Source organism: bacterium (genome assembly GCA_022616075.1).
In the GTDB taxonomy this organism is placed as follows: domain Bacteria; phylum Acidobacteriota; class HRBIN11; order JAKEFK01; family JAKEFK01; genus JAKEFK01.
Map to the genome: position 1 here is coordinate 1 of JAKEFK010000023.1, position 25096 is coordinate 25096.

Annotated in this window: 21 protein-coding genes; 10 read left to right on the forward strand and 11 right to left on the reverse strand. The window is 49.4% G+C overall.

Features of this window, described 5'->3' with window-relative positions; all coding sequences use genetic code 11:
• The 6 genes from L0156_01915 to L0156_01940 form a co-directional block, all read left to right on the forward strand.
• On the forward strand, nt 1-669 hold a 669-nt coding region (locus L0156_01915), incomplete at its 5' end, for a hypothetical protein (GenBank protein MCI0601745.1).
• Between the two features lie 125 nt (nt 670-794).
• On the forward strand, nt 795-1343 hold the full coding sequence (locus L0156_01920) for an isochorismatase family protein (protein ID MCI0601746.1): 549 nt from the start codon (nt 795-797) through the stop codon (nt 1341-1343).
• On the forward strand, nt 1340-2311 hold the full coding sequence (locus L0156_01925; GenBank protein MCI0601747.1) for a helix-turn-helix domain-containing protein: 972 nt from the start codon (nt 1340-1342) through the stop codon (nt 2309-2311). The genes L0156_01920 and L0156_01925 overlap by 4 nt, the downstream gene beginning before the upstream one ends.
• A gap of 31 nt (nt 2312-2342) precedes the next feature.
• The gene (locus L0156_01930; GenBank protein MCI0601748.1) at nt 2343-3179 is read left to right on the forward strand and encodes an MBL fold metallo-hydrolase; all 837 of its coding nucleotides are present in this window, start codon (nt 2343-2345) and stop codon (nt 3177-3179) included.
• Between the two features lie 96 nt (nt 3180-3275).
• Nucleotides 3276-3620: a LytTR family transcriptional regulator gene (locus tag L0156_01935; GenBank protein MCI0601749.1), complete on the forward strand. Its 345-nt coding sequence runs from the start codon at nt 3276-3278 to the stop codon at nt 3618-3620.
• Nucleotides 3621-3854: 234 nt separating this feature from the next.
• Nucleotides 3855-6830 carry a TonB-dependent receptor gene (locus L0156_01940; GenBank protein ID MCI0601750.1) on the forward strand — a complete coding sequence of 992 codons (2976 nt, stop codon included), beginning with the start codon at nt 3855-3857 and terminating at the stop codon, nt 6828-6830.
• 96 nt (nt 6831-6926) lie between these two features.
• Here L0156_01940 and L0156_01945 read toward each other — a convergent pair whose 3' ends face one another.
• Nucleotides 6927-7415: a cupin domain-containing protein gene (locus L0156_01945; GenBank protein MCI0601751.1), complete on the reverse strand. Its 489-nt coding sequence runs from the start codon at nt 7413-7415 to the stop codon at nt 6927-6929.
• A gap of 30 nt (nt 7416-7445) precedes the next feature.
• Between L0156_01945 and L0156_01950 the strand changes: the two genes are divergently transcribed.
• From L0156_01950 to L0156_01960, 3 genes are all read left to right on the forward strand, one after another.
• Nucleotides 7446-8372, forward strand: a complete 927-nt coding sequence (locus L0156_01950) for a threonine/serine dehydratase (protein ID MCI0601752.1) — start codon at nt 7446-7448, stop codon at nt 8370-8372.
• Nucleotides 8369-9088, forward strand: a complete 720-nt coding sequence (locus L0156_01955; GenBank protein ID MCI0601753.1) for a hypothetical protein — start codon at nt 8369-8371, stop codon at nt 9086-9088. Before L0156_01950 ends, L0156_01955 begins: the two co-directional genes overlap by 4 nt.
• 521 nt (nt 9089-9609) lie before the next feature.
• A complete protein-coding gene (locus tag L0156_01960; protein ID MCI0601754.1) occupies nt 9610-12705 on the forward strand; it encodes a PAS domain S-box protein in 3096 nt (1031 codons plus the stop codon).
• An 8-nt stretch (nt 12706-12713) separates the two neighbouring features.
• On the opposite strand, the gene L0156_01965 is transcribed toward L0156_01960, so the two are convergent.
• Complete coding sequence (locus L0156_01965) at nt 12714-13196, reverse strand: hypothetical protein (protein ID MCI0601755.1); 483 nt, start codon at nt 13194-13196, stop codon at nt 12714-12716.
• A 142-nt stretch (nt 13197-13338) separates the two neighbouring features.
• Here L0156_01965 and L0156_01970 point away from each other — a divergent pair, with 142 nt between their 5' ends.
• Nucleotides 13339-14793 carry a PLP-dependent aminotransferase family protein gene (locus L0156_01970; protein ID MCI0601756.1) on the forward strand — a complete coding sequence of 485 codons (1455 nt, stop codon included), beginning with the start codon at nt 13339-13341 and terminating at the stop codon, nt 14791-14793.
• Here the strand turns inward: L0156_01970 and L0156_01975 are convergent.
• The 9 genes from L0156_01975 to L0156_02015 all read right to left on the reverse strand — a co-directional run bounded on the left by L0156_01975 (nt 14777) and on the right by L0156_02015 (nt 24906).
• On the reverse strand, nt 14777-15085 hold the full coding sequence (locus tag L0156_01975) for a hypothetical protein (GenBank protein ID MCI0601757.1): 309 nt from the start codon (nt 15083-15085) through the stop codon (nt 14777-14779). The two genes, L0156_01970 and L0156_01975, sit on opposite strands and share 17 nt — an antisense overlap.
• The gene (locus tag L0156_01980; GenBank protein MCI0601758.1) at nt 15072-15329 is read right to left on the reverse strand and encodes a hypothetical protein; all 258 of its coding nucleotides are present in this window, start codon (nt 15327-15329) and stop codon (nt 15072-15074) included. Before L0156_01980 ends, L0156_01975 begins: the two co-directional genes overlap by 14 nt.
• Nucleotides 15330-15357: 28 nt before the next feature.
• A complete protein-coding gene (locus L0156_01985) occupies nt 15358-18144 on the reverse strand; it encodes an ABC transporter permease (GenBank protein ID MCI0601759.1) in 2787 nt (928 codons plus the stop codon).
• Between the two features lie 12 nt (nt 18145-18156).
• A complete protein-coding gene (locus L0156_01990) occupies nt 18157-18489 on the reverse strand; it encodes a PadR family transcriptional regulator (protein MCI0601760.1) in 333 nt (110 codons plus the stop codon).
• Between the two features lie 124 nt (nt 18490-18613).
• On the reverse strand, nt 18614-19060 hold the full coding sequence (locus L0156_01995) for a hypothetical protein (protein ID MCI0601761.1): 447 nt from the start codon (nt 19058-19060) through the stop codon (nt 18614-18616).
• A 73-nt stretch (nt 19061-19133) separates the two neighbouring features.
• Nucleotides 19134-20117 carry a zinc ribbon domain-containing protein gene (locus L0156_02000; GenBank protein ID MCI0601762.1) on the reverse strand — a complete coding sequence of 328 codons (984 nt, stop codon included), beginning with the start codon at nt 20115-20117 and terminating at the stop codon, nt 19134-19136.
• A gap of 168 nt (nt 20118-20285) precedes the next feature.
• Nucleotides 20286-22256 carry a PAS domain S-box protein gene (locus L0156_02005; GenBank protein MCI0601763.1) on the reverse strand — a complete coding sequence of 657 codons (1971 nt, stop codon included), beginning with the start codon at nt 22254-22256 and terminating at the stop codon, nt 20286-20288.
• Between the two features lie 77 nt (nt 22257-22333).
• Nucleotides 22334-23098, reverse strand: a complete 765-nt coding sequence (locus tag L0156_02010) for a LytTR family DNA-binding domain-containing protein (protein ID MCI0601764.1) — start codon at nt 23096-23098, stop codon at nt 22334-22336.
• A complete protein-coding gene (locus L0156_02015) occupies nt 23095-24906 on the reverse strand; it encodes a histidine kinase (protein MCI0601765.1) in 1812 nt (603 codons plus the stop codon). The genes L0156_02010 and L0156_02015 overlap by 4 nt, the downstream gene beginning before the upstream one ends.
• Nucleotides 24907-25096 lie beyond the last annotated feature (190 nt).

A 25096-nucleotide genomic window follows, 5' to 3' on the forward strand; every position in this document is an offset into this window, starting at 1 on the left:
TACTTCACAAAAGATGGAAATACTCTCTACTTCATTTCCAACCGTCCGCTAAAATACGGAGAGCCTCAAAAAAGTGATTTCGATATCTGGAAAGTTGAAAAAACAAAAGACGGTTGGAGCAATCCGATCCGTATGGAATCGCCAGTTAATAGCGAATTCAGCGAATACTATCCAACCGTCACTGATGAAGAAACGATGTATTTCGGATCCCGCCGCAAAGGCGGGAAAGGCGGAGCCGATATTTACGTAAGCAGACTGGAAAACGGAGAGTATCGAACAGCTGAGAATTTGGGCGACTCCGTAAATACAGCCGGAAACGAGTTTGAACCTTTTATAGCTTTTGATGAATCATTCCTGATTTTTATGGCGACGCCGTCTGAGAGTCTTGAAGAAGCGGATTTTTTTATCAGCTATCGCGAGCAAGAGCTTTGGACAAAAGCGCGGAAACTTCCCTTGCCTTTCAATTCCAGCGTAACGGAGTTTTCTCCCAAGGTGACTCGTGATTCAAAATATTTCTTTTTCTCCAGCACACGGAATAAGCACGAAATAAAATTCCCTAAAGCTGAAACAACATCAGAAATGAACCTGCGAATCCGGCAATCGGGAAATGGCCTTGGTGATATCTACCAGGTAGATTTTCTTGCGCTGCAGAATGCTTTGAAACAGTAATTCCTTATTTCCAATCAATGCCCTGCTATGTCCGTATCCGTCCCATCCTTGTCCGAACAGTGTATTGAGGCGCAATCTAAAGAAACTTACTATACATCTGTGAGCAAAGTCTAAAGGAGTCTGAAATGAATCACACCGCTTTACTTGTTGTTGATGTTCAAGAATCGTTTCGTCATCGTCCCTATTGGTCCGCCGCCGATCTGCCTGAATTTGCCGGCCACCTGCAAAAACTTATTGACGGTTGTGCCGCCGCCAGGGTACCAGTCCTTCAAATCCTGCATACGGAGGACAAAGGCGCCTTTGCGCTGTCAACAGGATTTGTGAGAACGTTGGAACCGGTAAAGATCGAGCCCGAAATCGTGATTCATAAACGCTATCACAGCGCGCTTGCAGGGACGCCGCTTACAGGCTGGCTGAATGAACGGCACATTCACCGCCTGGTTATTTGCGGCATCCGTACGGAGGAATGTTGCGAAACGACTACACGACATGCCTCGGATTACGGCTTTGAAGTGGATTTTGTTATGAATGCTACCATGACGTTCCCTGTTACGTTTTCGCGCACAGGGCGTGTTTTCAGTTCAGCTGAGTTAAAAGAGCGTACTGAATTAGTTCTGACATCCGGCCAGTTCGCCCGGGTTGCTACCGTAGAAGAGGCGCTTGCGAAACTGTGAAACATCAGGCCGTGTATTTTATTTTCCCACCGCGGACGCTTCTTCTGGATGTGGCCGGACCGGCTGAAGCACTGGCAATGGCGAACCGCAATCAAAACGATGTCCGTTTCGACATGCATTATTGCGCTGCGCGTATTCCGATTGAAAGCTCGATTGGCTTACTGTTGAGCAATCTGACGCCACTGCCGGAATCCCCGGCGCGGGACGCGATGATTGTTGTCGCGGGATCCAAAGACGGTCCGGAAGATGCCGGTTACAAAAAGTCGCGCGAGCTAATTGTTGATTGGTTGCGCCGCAGCGCGCGCCCAACACATCGACTGGTGTTTATTTGTTCCGGCGCTTTGCTGGCGGCAAAAGCTGGTCTCCTGGATCAACGTTCCTGCACCACACATCACAGCCACTGTAGTGAACTCCGGCACCTTGCAGCCAGCGCAAAAGTTCTCGAAAACAGAATCTACGTTCCTGACGGAAACGTGTACACCAGCGCCGGAGTGACTGCTGGAATTGATCTGATGCTGCACTTGATTAGCGAAATCGCGGGACCACTTTGCGCGGTAGCAGTAGCACGCGACATGGTAGTCTACCTGCGCAGAAGCGGAGCCGATCCGCAACTGTCACCATGGCTTGAAGGACGCAATCACATTCATCCCGCTGTTCACCGTGTGCAGGACGCAATTGCTGCCAATCCAGCTCACCACTGGACAATCGGAGAATTGTCTACGCTAGCCTATTCAAGTCCACGCCATCTTGCCCGCCTGTTCCACTCGCATACACGGGAGACTCCGGTCGCGTATATCAATCGGTTGCGTGTTGAGCTTGCACGCCAGCTATTGGCGAATACTGCATTGCCGATTGATCATGTAGCGGAACGTGCAGGCTTCGGGTCAAGCCGCAATTTGCGCCGGATCTGGCGCAAATATAGCACAGCAGCCCCTGGGATCTGGCGCCGCAGTCACACGGATAATTGATTCTGAGGCAATCGCGCCAAATGAGGGGCGAATGAACCGACGAAAGTTTCTTGCAAACACCGCGCGGCTGGCACTACTCGCATTGGCTGAAAGTGCAAACGGGAATTTTCTTCATGCCAACAGTTCTGAGCTTAGAGTTCAACGGCTCTCCTGGGCCGGCATTAAACTAGAAATCCCTTCGGTTACTCTGTTCATTGATCCGTTGATCAACACCGGCGTTTGGGGTGATGCTTTGAAGCAGCCGATCGTTCCCATTGAAGCATCGACAAAACAGAGACATGTGCTCGTCACTCATTTGCATCCGGACCATTTTGATGTTCAGGCAGCAAAACAGGTTTTGAATGAAGACGGCAACCTGTACTGTCATATCGACAGTGCCGCGATCGTCGCGTCGCGAGGCGTTCGGGTTCGAGGAGTAAAACTATGGGAGCCGATTTTGGTGGGAGACTTCACGATCACGGCTGTGCCGGCGGTCGATGGCTATGACGACGTTCAGGTTTCCTGGGTTGTCGCAGGCGCTGGAAGGAAAATCATACATTGTGGAGACACCATGATGCACGGCGCTTACTGGAAGATCGGTAGACATCTCGGACCTTTTGACGCTGCGTTCCTTCCAATAAATGGCGCGAAGTTCCGATGGCGCCCTCCACAAAGCGAGGTTCCATCAGTGATGACGCCGGAGCAAGCAGTGGCAGCTGGAGTAGTGATGGGCGCAAAAATGGTTATTCCAATCCACTATGGAATTTCCGGCGCCGACGGATATGAGGAATATGCCCACGCTGAAGCCGCATTCATTGAAATTGCAAGGAAACGAAATCTGCCGGTTGCAATCCTCCAACCCGGCGAATGGGTTCAATGGAAGCTGTGATCGCGAAACTCCTACTTTCGAATGAGGAAGAATCCATCCCTTTGACACGGAATGTTTTTCGGAAATCCACACCTCTTATTAATGGGAGCCGAAAAAATGATAGAGCGAAAGATTCTTCTACGGTCCGATCAAGGCCTTGTGGTTCTAAATATGAAAGAGATTCACTGGATTGAAGCGAGGGAAAAATGCAGCGTGGTGCATTGCGGAAGCAATGAATATTTCGTTCGTCCCGGACTTCAATCGCTGGAAAATAAGTTGGATCCACATCAGTTCGTTCGAATCCATCGTTCATACCTTGTGAATGTTGATAGCATCCGCGAATTGAAACCATCGGTCAAAAGAGGATACACGGTTCTTCTCAAAGAAGGCACGGAATTGATCTGGAGCCGTCATTACAAAGATCGGCTTCGCGTTCTGCAGGAACTCTCACTCAAACTGTAATTCTTCAAAAATCCGAATAAACGGTACGCTTCCGCGAATTCTCAACTAGAGCATCGAAATCCCGGCATCTGCGGTATGCAATTTCTACCGAAAGGATCAATCGTTTTTTATTCACCGTATCTCCGCTCCCGTTTTCTTGAATCTATCTGGCTCTATCCCGAGGAGGCTAAAGGGTACGGAACTTGCGTTAAGAAGTGTGAACGCTAAACACCAACTCTCTATTAAGGAGGAGCTATGAAACTGAAAACATTCCTGGTGACGATTGCGCTTCTGGCGGTTGCAGCGGCTCCTGTTCTGGCACAAGTTTCTACCAGAGCAGGATCCATTTACGGCAAAGTCAATGATGACAAAGGGCAACCGCTTCCCGGCGTAACAATCACACTGGAATCAACCGAGATTCAGCCGCAAACATCGACCACAGGACCGGCCGGCGGTTTCCGTTTCGCAAATCTTCCTCCCGGCATGTATTCTGCGACCTTCTCCATTGAAGGTTTTACAGAAGTTAGACAGGAGGAAGTTCGTGTTTCGGTCGGTGGTGAAGTGCAATTGCAAATCACCTTGAACCCGACACTAACTGAAGAGTTTGTAGTTGTCGCGGATACTCCCGTTGTGGATACGAAGAAAACGGGAAATGAATCATCGTTTAACCGCGAGTACCTCGATAAAGTGCCAAGTGGTCGAGACCCGTGGGTCATCATTGAACAGACCCCCGGTGTGGACAACGACCGTATCAACATCGCAGGATCAGAATCCGGACAGCAAACTGGTTTCTTTGCGCGCGGCGCTTCGTTTACAGATAATGCCTGGAACTATGATGGCGTAAATGCAACCGATCCGCTGTCCCTTGGTGCAAGCCCAACCTACTACGACTTTGATGCATTTGAAGAAATTCAGATTATGAGCGGCGGCTCAGATGCTTCCGTGCAAGCCAAAGGAGTCGTTGTAAATCTGGTTACTAAACGCGCAGGAAATAAACTGGAAGCGAACGCTTCTTATTATTTCACCAACGAATCTCTGCAAAGCGATAACACTCCGGAAGAATTGATCGAACTCGGAGTGCTCCGTTCAAACAGAATCGATCAAGTATACGATGTAGGTTTCGACATTGGTGGACCCATTGTAAAAGACAGACTCTTTGCATGGGGCGCCTGGCGTAGAAACCAGATCGATTTGTTCACAAGAGTGACCGATCCCAATACCGGACTTTCACTCAGTGACAAAACGAAGTTAACAGATCTCAACTTCAAAGCGAATTTTAATGCCAATGCAGCCAACGAATCGCAGTTCGGATACTTTGACGGCGCAAAGGAAAAAGATGGTCGTGGTTTTGATCCACCAACTCAGGCGGAAGAAACCCTTTGGCAACAAGGTAGCCCCGGTACAATTCTGGAAGGAATCTGGACCGGCCAGCATACCCTTATCCCCAATGACCATACCATCTTGAATGCTCGCTATGGCTACATTGGCTTGAGCTTTGAGCTTTCTCCAAACGGCGGAAACTGCGCCGCAAGCACGCCTTGTGACATTCCGATGATCTTCCTGGCTGTGATTCCGCACTGGGAAGATACATCGTTCAATGTGAGTCCGATCGATCGTCCTTCCCATGATTTCAACGCGGACATGAACTGGTTCAAAGAAAACTGGGGCGGCGATCATGAATTCAAGTTCGGATTTGAATACAAAGCCTCTGAAGGCCATACATTCAGCAGCTACGGAAATGGCGCGCTGATTGCCGATGTTGTTCAGACTACTCCCGGTGGACCACTGATTGCCGGCGCCATTTATGCGCAACGGTTTATCAACGGCACGATGAACTACTATCGCGCCAGCGGCTATGTCACAGACACATGGCGTATGGATCGGCTCACCTTAAACCTCGGATTTCGTGTTGACAGCGGATCGGGTGAAAATCAGGCATCCTCCGTTCCCGCTCCAGCAGGATTTGACGCGTTTATTTCCGGCGTTGATTTCGCGGGAAATGACAGAAGCAAAGTGTACACTGATATTTCTCCACGATTGGGAGCAACATACGACATCACAGGTGACGGCAGGACCATCCTGCGTGGTAATTACGCTCGCTATTACGATGGTTATGTTCCGTTCTACGACACATATGCCAACCCAACATACGTTTACAACGGTGTGATCCTGGGTTTCACAAATTCGAATGGTGACCGGGTGATTACACCTGATGAAGTTACTCGCGTCTTCGGTTATTACGGTGGCGCCGCTCCGGGTCCGTTTGATCAAGCCCAGTTTGATGCATTAAAGCGAATCGGCGACATTGAGTCCGCCGTAACGGATGAATTCGTTGTGGGATTCGAACGTGAAGTCGTTCGGGATCTTGCTTTGTATGTATCGTTCACCCACCGTACGTACGATAACTTCACGCAGACGGTGCCGTTTGGCGTGACACCCGAGGATTATGCGCCGGCCGGTGTCTTCACTTTCTCGCATCCCGAGTTTGGTGATTTCTCGGTGCCTTTCAGCGATCTCACTTTCGCGCACGATGGCACACAATTATTAAAGACAATCGATGGTTACACACAAACCTACAACGGAGTGGATTTTGGCGCGAGAAAGCGAATGAGCAACAACTTCATGTTAAACGCTTTCGTAACCTTACAACGCCAGAAGGCTCACTATGATGGCGGAGATTCCTTCTTCGTCGTTAGCGGCGACGGAATCAATCTCCGAACGGTTTATGCCGATCCTGCGCTTGTCAGTTTCTACGATGATCAACCGTACGCGTTTGTCAGTGGCGGAAGCGGTAAGACCGGAGTGTTCCCGTTTGCCGAATGGACTTTCCGCGCAAGCGGCATCTATCAGCTGCCATGGGATCTCAGTTTGGGCGGCTTTGTGCGTTACCAGCAAGGTTTTCCGCAACCGCTATTTGCTGAGCTTCTCGATGATGAAGGAAACCCCGCGCCTGGAAACTTGTTCAACTTCTATGCGCAAGGACGTCTGATCCTTCTTGAGCCGATTGGAACCCGGCGCTATGACAACATCTTCACGCTGGACCTCAACGTTCAGAAGGTGTTTGAACTCTCAAATTACGGCCGGATTACCGTGGCTGTGGATGTTTTCAATATCACGAACGAAAACACTGTGGTTCAGAGACAACGTCGCGTGACAACTGCTTCCTTTAATGAATTGCAGGAGAATCTTTCTCCACGCGCGGTTCGTCTTGGATTCAAGTACAGTTTCTAACACGGATCGTAGGGGCTGTGCATTCGCGATTTATGCGAATGCTCAGCCCTGCATTCAACTGGCGCGGCATTTGTAAAAATCACAAATGCGGCGCGCCTAACTGAAGGCCACTGCAATGAATCGAACCCCTTCAGCTCCTGCGGTGCCATAGTGAGATTGCCCGAATTTCACGGCATGCGCATCTCCCGCCGCCAGTTCCTGCGTGTCCTCCTCTCCGGAAGGTGCAACGGTTGTCATTTGAATGTTTCCTTCCAGAATGTAATAGATCTCCTCTGTTGCAACATGTCTATGCAATCCGATTGAAGCAAAAGGCTCAAGCTTCGCATCTATTAGAAGCTCAAATCCCGATGAGAAGATGCCCTCGCGCAAACCCTCTTCTTCTGAAAAGACCCACGTGGCATAGTCCTTGCCACTGCCACGCCTTGCATCTTCAAACGCACGATTCTCATGAACGGCCTCGTAAAGAACGTGCGCCATGTTCTCTTTCCTCTTATTTACAGCCCAATCCAGGTTGCCTGAATAGACACGTTTGATCTTTGTATGAAACTTTTCGCCGGAAATGTATTCGGGTTTTTCTTTCGTCATGACCTTATAATAATCGTTCGTACGACTAACATGAATCGCGACGAAATCAGAAACGCAGAAAAGCTCATTCGGCCTTACATTCGAAAGACTCCCATTCTGGAAATATCCGGGAAAGAAATCGGCTGTGATTCAAACCGGATTTTCTTGAAGCTTGAGCTTCTCCAGCATTCCGGATCCTTCAAGACGCGTGGTGCTTTCGCCAATATGTTAATGCGTGAGGTTCCGCAGAACGGAGTCGTTGCCGCGTCCGGTGGAAATCATGGAGTGGCGGTCGCGTATACAGCGATGCAACTGGGCAAGCCGGCAAAAATATTTCTCCCTTCTGTGGCTTCGCGTGCGAAGATCCAGCGGATTCGGGCTTACGGGGCGGAACTCGTGGTTGCAGGAGAACTATACGCGGATGCGCTGGCGGCGAGCCAGGAGTGGGTTCGAGAATCGGGCGCGATGGCAATTCATGCCTACGATCAGAAAGAGACACTGTTAGGACAAGGAACTGTAGGTTTGGAATTTCAGGAGCAGTGTCCCGAACTGGATACGCTTTTCGTTGCAGTAGGAGGGGGAGGACTGATTGGAGGAATCGCGGCGTGGTATTCCGGTGGAGTAAAAATCATCGGAGTCGAACCGGAAGCAGCGCCAACTCTCAGCAACGCCCTCAGCGCAGGAAAACCGGTTGATTCTCCAGCGGGCGGCATCGCTGCGGATTCTCTCGCGCCGAAGAGGGTCGGTGAGTTCATGTTTCCCATTGCACAAAAGTATGTTGACAGCGTGATCCTCGTTTCAGATGAGTCGATCTTGAACGCGGTGCAAGTGTTATGGGACAAATTTCGAATTCTAGCTGAACCTGGAGGCGCCGCTGCACTGGCGGCATTGTTGTCAAAACGGTATGCGACTCAAAGCGGAGAACGGATTGGTGTACTGATATGCGGAGGAAATACGGAATCAGTACCGGTAACATGAAACGTTGTCTACTTCCCTTTTTACTCTGCCTGATACTCCTCAGCTGCTTTTCGCGGCAACGTTATCACCATTTTGAAACCAGAACTCCGTTAGCAGAGGGTGATGCGCTTGTGCTCGGTTTTCTTGGTGGACGTCAAAGCTGGAACAACTCACGCGAGGGAGTTCGCAGGCTTGCACTCGAACTTCGCGCAATGAATCAGCCGGGGTTGCATGTAGAGACAGTTGAGAACGTCAGGCGCGATCTCGCTTTGCAGCTCGTGCAAAACGCGCTGGACAGTGATCGGAACGGGACTCTAACCGGCAACGAAAAAGAATCGGCTCGCCTGATCCTCTACGGGCAAAGTTTTGGAGGAGCCGCGGTCGTAAAATTCGCGAACCAACTACATCAGCTGAAAATCCCTGTGTTACTCACGATTCAAATCGATAGCGTAGGAAGACATGACGATGTTCTGCCGGAGAATGTAAGAGCCGCCGCAAACCTTTTTCAGCGAAACGGGATCTTGATTCGTGGCGAGTCTGAAATCAGGGCCCAGAATCCAGTTAAAACAAGAATCATCGGCAATTTTGAATTCGATTACAGCAACAAGCAAATCGATCTTTCTTCGGTAGACTGGTACAAGAAGATTTTTCGAAACTCCCACACCAAAATGAATCAGGATCCGGAAGTGTGGGAAAAGGTCAAGGAACTGATAGTAAAAATGAGAAATGAAAAATAAAAAACCTGGGGCTGTTTTTATTTTTTCTTTTTAGTTTTTATTCTGGCTTCTTGTTCGGCCTGTCGTAAGATTTCGGTGAGTTTGGGCGCGGGGATCGAAACTTTTGAAATTAGACAGCCGGAACATGTCCCAAACTTGTAGTATCGATCCGAATAGAATATCTGCCGGCACCATACACATTCGCAGCGTCTCGTTAATAATTTCATCCTTCAATTCTCCAATCAGGCTTTGCTGAAAGCATAGTCACGACTACTGCAGATTGCAAATGTTTGTTAATACCGAACAAAGCACTAAAGTCGCTACCACGAGCCCGCCCATCGAGTATAATCAGACTGCGGAAGTTTTCAGCTACCGTGGGGGGCGGCAGTAAGGAGAAGGCTGCTGTAGATGCTACCAACATCTACTTTCCACGACTCACATTGACCTCGCTCATCTTCTGAAGAAGCCTCAAGGCATCACGCGTGAACAAAGAAAATAGATCAAACGAACCAGAATTTACTAAACAAGAAGCCGGCCTATTTTTGGCTTCGCTCATTGACGCCGCTGACGACGCAATTATAGGCAAAGAACTGGACGGCACCATTGTCAGTTGGAACCGCGGAGCGGAACAGCTATATGGGTTCACCGCAACGGAAGCGATCGGTTCCAATATTTCCATGATCGTCCCTGAAGACCGGCTGATTGAGCTGCAATTGATCATGGAAAAGCTGCGTACTTGCGAAGGCATCAGGCATTTCGAAACGATCCAGCGGCGAAAGGATGGAAGCCCTGCGTATGTCTCCCTGACGGTTTCGCCGGTATGCGATGCACGAGGCGGCACGATTGCCGCTTGCATGATCGCGCGGGACATGACCGAACGCAAGCTTGCAGATGTAGCTCTTCAAAAGAGTGAGGAAAAATACCGGATCATCGTGGAAACGTCGCACGATATCATCTGGTCCATTGACGCCGAAGGCTATTTCACATTCGTGAATCAGGCCTGTGCGAGCACCTTGGGTTATGCGCCCGGCGAAATGATCGGCCGTCACTTTACTCAGTTTCAAAGTAAGAAGTTCGCCGAAAAAGATCTTCAACTGCTGAAGGATGTCATGTCCGGAAAAATTGTGGACATTTTTGAAACAGAGTTGATTCACAAAGATGGTCGCAGCGTTTGTTTGTTTTGCAACGCCGTGGCACTTCGGGATGATGACAAAAACATCATTGGAGTTGCAGGAACGGCAAGCGATATCACCGTACGTAAGCAGATTGAAAAAACCGAAGAAAAATACAGGGCTCTTTTCGAAGAGTCGAAAGATATTGTTTTCATTGTTTCCGCAGACGGTAAAATTCTAGATTTGAACCAGGCAGGACTCGACTTGCTGGGTTATCGCTCAAAGACGGAAGCCACAAGTCTGGATTTCGAAAACGATTTGCATTGGGACCCGCAAGACCGGCAGAAGTATCGAATGACCATCGCCGGACAGGGCTACGTCAAGGACTACCCCATCGTTTTGCAAAAACCGAAAGGTCAAAGGCTGGATTTGCTCATCACAGCAACAGCGCAACGGGACGAGTCCGGTGAGATTACACAGGTGCGAGGAATTGCGAAGGATATCACAGCTCTAAAACGCACCGAAGGATTGACAGCCTGCTTGTACCACGTCACCCGGGTGCTTGCAGAGTCAGTCACCTTAAAGGATGCAGCGCCCAAAATCCTGAGTGCAATCTGCGATGCCCTGGAATGTGAAACCGGGATGTTCTGGATGGCCGGCTCAGGCGGGCTTCATTTATTTGAATCTCATCATCCCGGGTGCAATTCGTTTTCGGAAGTCTGGCAAAAAATCGTCTCCACAGACCCCGAGGCCCTCCCGAATATTGTGTTTGAATCCGCGCAACCAGGATCCGTAACAGGTTTTTCCAACTCAGGAAGCCCAGGTGCTCAGTTTGCTCATGAACAAGGTTTTCTTTCCGGTTTAGCGTTTCCAGTCGAAATCGCAAGTTTGGTGGAAGGAGTGCTCGAATTCTACAGCAAGCAAACTCTCGAAGGAGATCAGCAGCTGATTGTTGTTGCATCTTCCCTGGGAAAACAAATAGGGCAGTTTATTCAGCGGAAACGCGCGGAAGAAGCGCTCAAAGAGAGTGAAAGGAAATATCGCAGCTTCGTAGAAGATGATTTGACCGGCATTTACATCTCAACTATCGATGGCAGATTGCTCACGTGCAATCCAGCTTTCCTGCGAATCTTTGGGTTTGATTCGACTGAAGAGGCGCTGAATTATGATTTGAGTCTCTTATACAAAAGTTCTGTAGATCGGAAGGATTTTCTGGAAAAAATCCGCTCTGACAAGAAACTGGAATACCGGGAATATGAGCTGCGCAACAAGAAAGGAGAACCTGTATACGTTGTAGAAAATGCATTTGGAATCTTTGATGAAAAGAATGATCTCGTTACGATCAAAGGTTACATTGTAGATACGACCGACCGCAAAAAATTGGAACAACAGTTGGTACAGGTTCAGAAAATGGAAGCAATCGGCAGATTGGCCGGTGGTGTTGCGCACGATTTTAACAACATCCTCATGGCGATCACCAGCTACATTGAACTACTTCTGATTCGAATGCACGAAATTGATCCGCTGCGCGCGTACGTTTCAGAAATCAGAAAAGCGGCGGAACAAGGAGGAAATCTCACAGGTCAACTGCTTGCATTCAGCAGGCGCCAGGTGCTCACTCCAAAGTTCATTGATTTGAACGACTCAGTTGCAGGAATGGAGAACATGCTCAGGCGTTTGATCGGTGATGACATTCAGCTCGAAATCGTTAAAAGCCGGAATCTGGGAACCGTTCGAGCAGATCCCGGTCAGATCGAACAGATTCTGATGAATTTAGCCGTCAATGCCCGCGATGCGATGCCGGACGGTGGAACATTGAGAATCGAGACTTCCAACATCGAAGTAGATCAGGAATTTGCAAGCCTTCATGCCGGTCTCTTGCCAGGACGTTTTGTGTTGTTGTCGATCCAGGATAACGGCCAGGGTATGAAGGAAGAGACCGCTCAGCGCATATTCGAACCCTTTTTCACAACCAAACCGGAAGGCAAAGGAACCGGCCTGGGACTTGCCACTGTTTTTGGAATCGTGAAACAGAGCGGTGGTTTTATCTATGTGCAAAGCAAATGGCGTGAAGGCACAATTTTTAGTATTTACATGCCACGCATTGATGAGGCTCCCGAAAGTCAGTTTGTGGAATCCAGCACGGATCGCGCGATCGGTAAAGGAGAAACGATTCTGCTTGTAGATGACAATGAAATGGTTCGCGCGGCTGCAGGTTCCTTTCTTGAAATGAACGGCTATCGTGTTCTTTATGCCGGCAGCGGTTCCGCTGCAATCAAATTACTGAAAAATCAATCCGAGATCGATATCATGATCTCCGATGTCGTAATGCCTGAAATGAGCGGAATGGAAGTTGCTGAAGTCGCGAGAGAATTCTGCCCACAACTGAAAATGCTCTTCATGTCCGGCTATACGGATGAGCTGACGCACCTGCAAAGCATCCTGGACTCCGGTTGTGAATACATTTCCAAACCCGTATTGATGAGTGTGCTTCTGAAGAAAATCCGAGAACTGCTTTCTTCGTAGTCTATTACCTACTCAATTCGGGTAAAGCTCATGATCCAGTTTGTTTCCCAGCTTTTTCCGCCATCTTCCGAAAAAGCTTGCTCCCACAGACAGGAAACGGGCGTTATATTGCTCCAGAGAAATCGGACAAAGATGCTTCTTCCTTCGAATAATTCCTGATCGTAGAATTCCCCAACTCCATTTTTGAAACCGCCGATCATCGGTTTTTCCAGGATTCCATTCGCGCTGTTTGCCCAGTAGAGACTCCACTGCTGCGACTTGGGATCATACAGGCGCAAGGTCATTCCCTGAATGTGTCCCGAAGGGCTTACCGCATCAAATTCATCCGTATTTGCCTTCCCTCCCCAGATGGGGCGCGCAACAACGGTTCCTTCAAACTCATCCCAGGAAGTGCATCCTTTCAATCTTTCCTTCAATTTCCTGTTGTGGACCTTCCACTTACCCATATAAAAATCGAAATCTTTCTGCGGATTATTTTGCTCGATTGTCATGACTTCTCCTTCCTATCGGGGCGATTTTAACTTCAGCTGTGGTATTCTGACAATATCCACTTTTTGCACTTTTAACATAACCATTTAACCAGGAGTGGAGCGCGGACATCTTGCCCGGTCGTTGAAGCCTGCGCTTCGTATTATGGGGAAAAAAGCAGGATCTGTTGCGTTATTTCCGTGCGTTCCGTTTGAGCGGGATTCCGGGATTCCTTTTTACAAGCAGATCTATGACGGCTATCGTGAAGCGATTCTTTCCGGTTTGCTTCGTCCCGGCCAGAGACTTCCCTCTACCCGCGCTCTGGCTCAGGACTTGAAGATTTCGCGTCTTCCCGCGGTCATTGCGTTTGAACAACTTCTTCATGAGGGATACATAGAAGGAAAAACCGGAGCGGGCACTTATGTGAAGGAATCGATACCGGAAGAATTTTCGCCGCCTTTAACAACGCGCAAGCCGCATGAGCAGCTCGAACGTGATTACCGGCCGTTGGCAGAAAAGGTGCTCGGGCCATTTCGCGTCAGTCTTCCAGCACTCGATCAGTTTCCGCACAAAATCTGGTCACGCCTCGTTTCACGCCACGCAAAAGGTTTTTCACCGGAGCTTATGGCTTATGGAGATCCGGCCGGATACTCACCTTTGCGTGAAGCGATTGCGCAGTATTTGCAGACGGCAAGGGCAGTTCATTGTGAACCGAAACAAATCCTGATTGTGCCGGGATCTCAACTGGCGCTTCAAATGTGCGCCAGAGCGATTCTCAAACCCGGCGACTCCGTGTGCATCGAAGAACCGGGCTATCCGGGCGCGAGAGAAGCTTTGAAGAGCGCAGGGGCCACAACCATCCCCGTCACTCTGGATGAAGAAGGAATCAACATAAAGAAAGTCTCAGCGCACGGGAAAAAAGTTCGAGCGATTTATGTGACTCCATCTCATCAATATCCACTGGGAACCTCCATGACCGCGTCCCGAAGACTCGAATTGCTTGATTGGGCTCAACGCGCGCAATCCTGGATTATCGAAGATGACTATGACAGCGAATACCGCTACGCGAGCCGTCCGCTTGGATCCCTGCAAGGAATGGATACCTCATCGCGTGTAATCTATATTGGCACCTTCAGCAAAGTTTTGTTTCCTTCTCTGCGCGTTGGGTATATGGTGATTCCACCGGTTTTGTGGAGTTCATTTGTAAGTCTGCGTGAAGCAATCGACATTTTTTCTCCAACCCTCTATCAAGTTGTGCTGACCGATTTCTTGCAAGAAGGCCATTTTGCACGCCACCTGCGGCGTATGCGCCGCACTTATCTCATCAGGCGGAACGCGCTGCTAGAAAGCTTGCGCAAGCATTCAGGAGAGAGATTAAAACCATACAATGCGGATGCAGGATTGCATCTTTGCGTATTCTTGCCGGCCGGCGTAAACGATTCTGAGGCCGTTCGCAGGTGCATGAAACACGGAATCAGCACGACTCCGCTCTCTTCCTGTTACGCATCAAACCCACGGCAAGGTTTAATCCTGGGTTTCGGTGGAGCGGACGAACGTCAAATCGATGCAGCAGCGCAGACACTCTGCCGTGTGATTCTCACTTTTAAAGACAGGGCTTGACCGTTTCAGCAATGATCTTCTCTGAATCCTTTACTATGAAATCGGAACAGATTTTCATTGCCGTTTCAGTCAATACGCAAAAGGAGAGAGTGCCGGCGCCTGGAATGATTTTGTCCAACATTTGAGTCACTTCATTTTTCTCTCCCGAAGGAACAAAGAAGCTAAATGCAAAAGCCTGCGCACTCGTAAAATAACCTGCCAACTCTTTCTGCAACGTAACTCTGCCAGTTTTTGAACGGAGCTGGATCTGGCCGAGTTTCTTTGTAGCTGCCGGCGCATCAGGTCCCCTCAAACTGATCAAACGGAAATTGTTTGATTTGATCCGGTTCGGTAACTGTATAGATGAAGGAAATGGTGCCGTCCTTTCCCGGTGAACATTGAAGCGTAAGACTCGCAGGAAAGTTTCCATCGGGTGTGGTTGCCAGAGCTGCTGAAGTAATTGTCCGAACGCCATTCTTCTTTACGGACGCCTCCCACTTTTCAGAGGCGGTTGCAATCGAAGTCAAAAACATAACTGCGATGAGGAAAGCACGCATCGCAAAAAATGCTATCACATTGCAACGATCATTCGTATCTTAGCGCCCGGGAGGGATCGATACGTGATGCGCGCCGAGCAGGAATCCAGGCGGCAACAAGAGCTGTGAGAACCACAGTAACGGAAGCAGCCAGCAAGGAGAATAAATCGCGCGGACTGATTTCGTACAGTATGCCTGTCAGCAAATAAGCAAACGTAATCGATCCGAGCAATCCCGCAATCAAGCCGGCGCACATCAAAGAGGCGCCCTGTCGAGCGATCCAGCCGACTATTTGATTTCGGCGCGCTCCCAATGCCAGGCGGATGCCAATCTCGCGTACTTTTTGCCGGACAAAAAACGCAAGCACGCCGTAAATACCAAGCAATGCGAGCATCAAAGCAGCAAGCGCAAAAGAGGAGACCAGATTCATTGCATACCGGTCACGCACCAGGGTGGCTTCCACCAGATCCTCCAGCGGAGTGATGCTGTGCGCAGGTTTTTGCGGATCGATCTTTCGAAGCACCTCCCTCACCGGACCAATCAATAGTCGCGGATCGGTCTCTGTCCGTATGGCCATGTTCATCACAAGATAGGACCGCTGCGCATGCGGAAAATAAATCTCCGAACGCGGATGACTTCGAGGTCCGCGAAAACGGACATCATTGACAACGCCAATCACTTCATAAGCATATGTGCCGGAAGTGCTGTAATCGACAACGAGTTGTTGCCCGACAGCGCTGCGATTCGGCCAGATCTGCCGGGAGAGTGTTTCATTCACAATGACAACACCGGGAGAATCCGGTGTGTCCTGCGCCGAAAAACCACGACCATGTAAGACGGAAATTCCAAGCGTCCGGAAATAGTCGGGTGTCACCATTCGAACATCCGCGTGTCTTTTGCTTTGATCTACAGGTAAACCACTTTTTTCCCACACGGGGCGTTCAAAATCCGGTCCCAGCGGACTTGTTGGAAGCGCCGTTGCTCCCCCAACGGACACGATTCCAGGCAAGTTTTGCAGATCTTCGATCAAACGCTTGTAATACGACCGCGATTTTTCACCGGAACCATATTTCTCCATGTCTAAAAACACCGGAAACACAAGCACATTGCGAAACTGAAATCCCGGGTTCACATCCCGCAATCTGTCAAAACTGCGGATCAGCATTGCCGAAGCGGACAGCAATATCACAGAGAGCGCGATTTCCGTGATCACCAGCGCATTGCGCAGACGTTGCGTGGATGCGCGGGGAGTGTTTCGAGCGTCTTCACCGTGAAACAGAGGATGCGATTTGCCGTTTGTGGCAACAAAAGCAGTAGCCAGTCCAAAGAACAAGGCCGAAAACGCAGTCATTCCCATGCAAACAAGAAAAACAGCAGGATTGATTCGAACTTCGGCAAGACGCGGCAATTCCGGTTGCAGTTGCGGCAACGCTGCGATCGCAAAATACGCAAGAGTGATCCCCAGGAGTCCGCCTGCAAAGGACAAGAGAAGTGACTCCATCAAAAGTTGTCGCATCAAACCTGCGCGCGAAGCGCCAAGCGCCAGCCGCACAGAACTTTCATGGACGCGCGCGGACGCGCGACTCAATTGCAAAATCGCAATATTCACGCACGCGATGATTAACACCAGACAAACGGCCGCAAGCAAGAACCAGAGCAACTGCTTCAAATCTCCTGTAATCGCTTGCTGCAAAGGGCTGAGCCGGGCTCCCCAGCCTTGATTGGTCTCCGGAAATTCGCGCGCAAGCTCGTTTGCGATGCTATTCAGCTGGTCTTCCGCTTGTTTTAAACTAACACCCTTCGAAAGTCGCGCTACTCCTTTCGCATAATGCTGGTCGCGCGGAGAATCATCTCGAAGTCCCCATGGTATCCAGAGTGCCGTTCTTTCATCCGGGATTGCAAAATGAGGCGGCATAACCCCGATCACTTTCCAGGAGCGCCGGTCGAGAAATATGGATCTTCCAACAATCCCGGGGTCTCCTCCAAAACGACGCATCCACAGACCATGGCTGAGAATCACCAGCGGATCCGGAGTGATGACACCCACCGCACCGTTATACTTCGTTCGACTCGATTCTTCTTCTGTGAACAGACGTCCCAGCACCGGTAAAGTTTGAAACACACGAAAAAAATCTGCGCTGACCTGCGATGCAAGAACCACTTCTGATTCCTTGTCATCACTTAACGTGCGGCCCATCGTAAAATAAACGGCAATCCCATCAAACGTGTTGGAACGGTCCTGAGGTTGTTGAAAAATAGGAATTTGCTTCTGATGTGGTGCGGGCGACTCGCCCGCCAGCACCGATAGTGCACGGTCCTTTTTTTGCGGACGAGTCGTCCGCACTACATTTTTCAACAACCTCTCTCTCCAATCCTGCAGATTCCGAGCACTCACTCCGATGTGTGGAATTCCCTTAGAAAGATTGGTCTCCTCGATCTCAACAAGCCGCTCGGGATCTGGATAAGGCAACGGGCGAAGCAGAATTCCATGAAATAAACTGAATAAGGCGGTACACGCCCCAATTGCCAAACCCAACGTAATCAGGGAAACGAAAGTCACACCAGGAGTCTTCCGCAACATCCGCACACCATACACGGCATCGTTCCATAGAGTTTCAAACCAGAATCCAAGCTGTTGCGAGCGAACCTCTTCCTTGATTTGTTGAGCTCCACCAAGATCCAGCTTTGCAGAACGTTTCGCAGTTTCAGCATCCAAGCCCGCGCGAAGGTTCGCGCGTTCCTGCATCTCCAAGTGAAACTGAAGCTCTTCTTCCAGCTCCTGTTCCCGCTCTTTCCGCGAAAACAGATCCTTCCAGAATTCAATCAGCCGGCGCATATCACATCGTCCTCATGATGTTTGAAGGATGCGCGCGACCGCATCTGCAAGCCTTTCCCACTCGCGCGTTTCTGCTCCCAGTTGCTTGCGGCCCGCTCTGGTCAATCTGTAGTAACGCGCCCGACGGTTATTCTCCGAGTCGCGCCACTCAGCCTCAATCCAGCCCTTGCGCTCCAGTCGCCGCAACGCCGGGTACAGCGAGCCCTGATTCACCCGCAAAACATCCTTCGATATCTGCTGAATTCGTTGCGCAACCCCATAACCGTGAATCGGCTCCAGAGCCAGCGTTTTGAGAATCAGCATGTCTAAAGTTCCTTGCAAAAGGTCCGCTTTCTTTTTTTCCACAACACTCTCCTAGACATTCTACATAAGAATAACGCGCGCTCCTGTAGATTGTCAAGGGGAACAGGAGATTTACAAAGTAGCGCGGACGTCCCGTCTGTGCAGTTTCGCAGGCGAGACGCCCGCGCTACTCTGTTGAAGATCGAAATATTTTTAGGAGCAATAACACAAGCGCCAGCGTCAGCAGCCACCAGCCAAGACTGATCAGATGAAGATTTTCCAACCATTGAGAGCTCGGCGCGGGATGGCTCAAGGAAAGTTTAAGAGCAAGCCGCGCCCAGCTGAGCAAGCCGGTGCAAACAAACGCAACGATCATCGAAGAACCGATCGTAAACAGTCCAATGAGAATCCATTGCGATTTTCGACTTCTATTGAATAGAAACCGGATTCGCAATGCAATGAGTGCAATCGCTGTCCATGACGCAATACTCCAGTACAACACTCTATGACGGAACCAGAAACGCTCTACCCACGGATGGTTCTCACTGGTAAAAGATACGGTCCAGTGCCCTTCCAGCTCACGCTCCAAGCGGTACTGTCTTCCGTGGCTCTTGGCAGCGATCAAAAACGTCAAGATTAAGAGAATTAGAAAGAGAAGCTGCTTCAAATTGCATTTTATCAAATCGAAGGAAAAGTAATGGCACTTTTTAAGGCTTGACCCATTGCACCGGTTGCGGCTTCTTCAGTTGATCGGCAGCCGATTGCAATTCCCGCGCGGCTTTGTTTCGAATGAACGGGAAACTCATCGCCTTTTTCAACACGGGAATAGCCTCCGCTGGTTTTCCCGACATGCGCAGCGAATATCCGAGATTGTAAAGAGCCTCTCCAAGGCTGAGGTCTTTGGTTTCCGCCGGGAAAGAGCGCACTGCATCCCGCAGAACATAGACTGCCTTACCGTACTCCTTCCGCCGGATGAGCCGTAAACCAAGCTCCTTCAGTTGTCTTCCTTGCTTCAAACGCGCGCCTCTTGCAGCAAAGTCCGGAGCCGCGTGCGGCTCTTCTCGCTTCGGTTTTGCTTGAGGCGAAGCAATTCTCTCGACAGTATTAGTAACGATTCGCGATGGTTTTAGCGCGGAAACATCTACAGGAGAAATTGCCGATGGAATACGAGGATCAGGGAGCAGTTCAGGGGACGCAGGATCCCTTTGCGGAAGATCAGCTTCTGACGGCACCGGGTCACGAATCCATGGCTCCTCCGAGGTGAGTTCGGGCGCGGCTGTTCTTTGAACCCGCGTTTCAGTTCGATGAAAAACAACATACGCAAGAAACAGAAAAGCAGGCAAGAAAAAAAAAAGTGCAACTTTGACCGCCCTTCCCAGACCTTTCTTAACTGTTGGCTCAGCGTGGCAATAGGGACACAGATTGACATGGTCGGGAATCAAACGCTGACAGCCGGAACAGTATCGCCGGATGATGGGAACATGACAGTGCGGACAAATCTGTGTGTCGGGACCGATTTTCTTTTTGCACTTGATGCAGAGAATCTCTGCAAAGCTAAATATAGGATCGGAATCTTCCGCAGGAACTGGTGCAGATCTTACGCCTGCGGGGTGGCTGCAGATTGGGCAGACGATCCATTTCGGTGAAATCTCTTCACCGCAATTTGAACATGCGAGCATAGGCACGTTCATTTGGTCTCCGTGATAAATGATTTCGAGTCTTCTTTGGGAGGCTTTATCGGCTTACAACGACATCTCCAGTTGACTGTCCGCTCTAGTGGGGCTTCGACAACGCGAACTGCCCCTCAACCTCCATGCGTACTACTCTACTACCATTTTTTGTATTGTCAAAAACGTGTCTCACTCTCGAGACAGCCCTTCCAGACGGGAAATGTCGGGAGGTTGAGCAGATGGCAAGTAAATCAAAAAGGAAGATCCCTTACCCGGCTGGCTGTTCACGGCAATATCTCCACCACTCTGCCGGATAATTCCATAAACAGTAGCCAGTCCCAGACCTGTTCCCTGTCCTACTGCTTTTGTCGTAAAAAAGGGCTCAAAAATCTGGGATTTCGTATGTTCATCCATTCCGGTTCCCGAGTCAGTGATCGAAAGAAGAACGTAATCTCCGGGGTTTAGACCGGGATGCTGCTTTGATGAATCGGAATTGAACTGAATGTTTCCTGTTTCGATCATGAGTCTTCCGCCATCCGGCATAGCGTCACGAGCGTTTACGACCAGATTCATGATCACCTGTTCCAGTTGTCCGGAATCACCCATGATGGTTGCCAATTCAGGTTCCAGTTTGACTTCTAAATCAATACGCTCTCCAATGAGACTCGAAACCAACGACTGCATCTTTAGAATCAAGTGGTTCAGGTCCAGCTTCTTTGAGGCCAGAACCTGTTTGCGGCTGAACGCTAGCAACTGGCGGGTCAAAGACGCCCCGTGTTCGGCCGCCTTCTGAATTTCCGTAATATGCTCAAGGAGAGGCGAGTCAGATTTATACTTGAGTCCAATGAGCTCACAGTAACTGCTGATTGCCATCAGCAGATTATTAAAGTCATGTGCTATTCCACCTGCGAGTCTACCGACCGTTTCGATTTTTTGTGACTGAAGAAGCTGCTCTTGCAGAAACTTTAGATCGGTTACATCGCGTGTCGAAACACAAACCGTCTTATAGGAACCGTCCGATGCCGGCACAGGACTCATGCGGGCCAGGAACCAGCGCTTCCCCGCGGGAACTTCAAGAGGGTACTCAACGGTTTCAGCCTGACCCGTTTGCAACACACGATGCAATCGCTCACGAAATATCTGGCTATCATCGGGCGGAAAAAAATCATCGACACGGTGACCGAGTAATTCATTTTTCGGGCGAGCAAGCAGATCTTCATTTACCGTCCAAATATTCAGATAAGTTGCCTGTTCATCGAATTCGAAAACAATTTCGTCCACCGAACCGACAAAAGTTCGGAGTCTCAATTCACTCTCGCGAAGAATCTCTTCCCGGTGCTTGCGCTCGCTGATATCCGTGACCGTTCCGATGTAACCGATCACATCACCTCCATCGCCCTTCACTGATACGCTTTGCCCGATCACCCAGTTAACCGCGCCATCCCGCTTTTGAAAACGATATTCACTTGCAAACGGTTTCGCCTCTTTTACCGCCGCATTCCACTCATCAAAAACCCTGTTTCGATCCTCCGGATGAAGCGCTTCTGCCCATCCTTTTCCTGCAGCATCCTCAGCAGATCGACCGGTAATCTCCGACCAACGCTCGTTTACATAAAGACAGTTTCCATCGGCATCCGTCCGAAATATCCCAACAGGAGACAGATGCGAAAGTGTTTCAAACCATTTCTGGTTTTGACGCAGCGTCTCTTCCATTTCCTTTCTTTTGCAGATATCTGAAATGATTCCCTGCAGGAAAAGCGGATTGCCTGCTTCATCTTTAATTACAATCGCTTCATCATGGAGCCAGACGACCCGTCCATCGGAAGCCAGCATCCTGTATTCGCACTGAAAGGGATTTCCACTTTGATGGGATAGGAGCTCTTGTTCCAACACGCGAGTTCGATCGCGCGGATCGAGTCTGTCTGTCCAGATTCCGATCGTATTGATCCAATCGGATTTTGAATATCCCAGTATTTTTTCAATCTGCGGGCTTACATAAACCCATTTGCCTTCGACTCCGAATTCTGCGATGTAAGTAATGACAGGCAGATGCTCAACAAGAGCCTGGTAGCGGACCTGTGCGACTCTTAATTCCTTTTCCAGCCGCTGTTTTTCTGCTAGCTCTTTTTGAAGTCGATCCTCAATTCTTTCAGTAGACACGGCTCATCTTTTGTGTAGATCGCACAAGAAAGTGCCCCAATTATAACATTATCGTGTTTTGATCCGTTTCAACTGATTTATAGAGACTTGCCCAGGAATTGTTCCAGTTTTTCGCGATACCTGCGGCTGACCGTGAGTGTGGTTCCATTACGAAGAAACACTCTGAAATCACCGTGAAACAAAGGTTGGAGATGCTCAATTCTGTCAATGTTTACGATTGTTGATTTGTGAATTCTCACGAACTTTTTCGGATTAAGCTCCGATTCAAGTTTGGCCATCCCTTCCCTTATCAAATGGCTCTCCTGACCTGAGTGAACCAGCTCGTATTTGCCCTGGGCCTCAATCCAATCAATTGCATCGGTCTTCAGGAAAAAGACTTTGCCGCGATTCTTGATCACCAGACGCTCTAAATAACGCGGCGCTGATTTCATTTCTTCCAGCAACGCTTTCAACTCGCTTTTGCTCGAACTGTTTCGATCCTGGGTGATTTGAGTTTTGCCATGATTGAGCGCTTCCTGAAATCTTTTCCTGTCGAAAGGCTTTAAAAGGTAATCCAGAGCATGAACTTCAAAAGCTCGAATTGCATAATGATCGTAGGCCGTCACAAAAATGACATGAGGCATTCTTTCAACGTTCAAAGATTTGAGCACTTCAAATCCATCCATCTCCGGCATTTGAACATCCAGAAAAATCAAATCGGGAAGAAGTTTCTGGATTGCTTCCCGCGCTTCTTCCCCGTTGCTGCAAACACCAACCGTTTCAATTTCCGGATCATCTTTCAGCATGCGTTGAATCTTCCGGCATGCGATTGGTTCATCATCGATCACGCAGACGCGAATCATCTTGTTTTTCCATGGACAACCGGTATTTCGAGCGTCACGATCAGGCCACCCTCCGGCGCATTTACCAATTCGAAACGATGATTATCTCCGTAGAGCTGAATGAGCCTTTCGCGTGTATTGGAAAGTCCCAGGCCTGAGCGAGCAGAAATTGCCTTCTTTTTTGACTGGCTGATTCCCGGTCCGTTATCTCGAACACTGAGCTGGAGCATTCCGTTGTCTCTCTTTGCCTGAATTTCAATTTGCCCGCGACTCGATCGTGGCGCAATACCGTGACGAATCGCATTCTCCACAATCGGCTGCAGCATCAGATTCGGAACGGGCACTTTCATCGTCTCTGGCTCAATCTCCATTTTGACATTGAGTCGATCCTGAAATCGAACATTTTCAATCGCAAGATAGCACTCTAAGAATTCTAATTCCTTTTCGAAAGGAACTTCCTGCAGGTGATCATGATTTACCGTTAGTCTCAAAAACATTTCCAGATTTTGAATCATTTTTTCAGCCGCAACCGGATCTTCCCTCATCAATTCGGAGAGTGAATTCAGCGCATTGAACAGAAAATGTGGATGCAGCTGCATTTTAAGCGCATGCAGTCTCGCGCCAGCGAGCTGTCCTGTTAGCTTGATCTTCCGGATCCGGCCGAATTCGAACCGGCGGTGAAAACGCATCGCGCTCTCGACCGCCACGATTGTCGCGTAACAGATAATATCGAGGGAGAACGGAGAACGCGCAAAACCCAGCGGGAGTCTCTCCCAATAACTGTATTGCCCCAGATTAGCAGCCCAATGCACGGCTTCCATCGCGATTGTGGCAAAAAACCAGCTGACCGTGAGTACGACCAGATGGATGGGGGCATGCTTCAACCAGGCTTGTTTCTGCACCGGATATTTTGCGGAAACGTAAAGAACAAATGGCGTAATCAAAGCCCAGACGTACCATCCGCTGTAATCGAGTAGATGCTGTGGCCAGTCGATGGTTGTCCCCCGAATGGAGTTAATCATGATTTTTTGCAGCGTGAAATAAATAGCGATGGCTGTAAAAACTCCAGTGATCACAAGCCATTTGCGAACGGGATTCGAAACCACGGGACCAGGTTCCAGCGGAACTTCATCGTTCGCAGCAAGAGTTTCTTCCGGAGTATAGCCATCCATCTTTAAGGAATGATCGAGTCTCATGCGGAGATATTCACCGAGCCGCGCGACCGTGCTTTCCGCTTCGTCCAGATCTCTTTTCATGAAATTGGAAAGCTGCTTCAAACTGTCAAACAGGAAGTCCGGATCGAGTCGCATCTTCAACGATTCGACTTGCGCTTGAAGTATGTCAGCTTCCATTTGCGACGCTTGAATCTCCATTTCACGCGCTCTGCGATACGAATCTACCGCAATACAGATAGCCAGAATCGATTGATACACAAAGAAACGCCAGAGCAAGGTGGTAAGAAAATTATCCTGAAGAATTTTTCTGATTGTGTTCCAATCGCGATCCGGATAAAACAGCCAATCAATCAAGAAGATCTGAATGGTTGTATGAAGGACCGCTATCGCCGCGCCGGCCAGTGTGTGAACGAGTACGCTTTTTAGCCTTGCTGCGGGAGCGAAACGAAAATGTCCCGCCAGATGCAGGATCACAGGAAAAAAGGCAGCCCACAAATACCACCAGATAACGGTCCTGAAAAACTGTTCAACCCATTTGGAGGTTTCGTCCGTGTAGCTAAGAACGATATAAGAATGACCGCCCAGTAAGAGCAAAATGAATGTGGCCACACCAAAGGCTGAGAACCAATGGCTTCGCCACAGACTAAGATGCATCAACCTATTATTACTCATACGTGTCCAATTAGTCTCTCATTGGAACAAGCGGGAGAGGAAGAGGAACAACCGGTTTGTAACGCCAGCGAGACTGTCCGAAAAGTCAGCTGGAGCGCGGACTTCCAGTCCGCAAAAACTATCGAGTTCGACGAGTGCTTTGCGGGCAAGGATGCCCGCGCTCCCGCTAGAA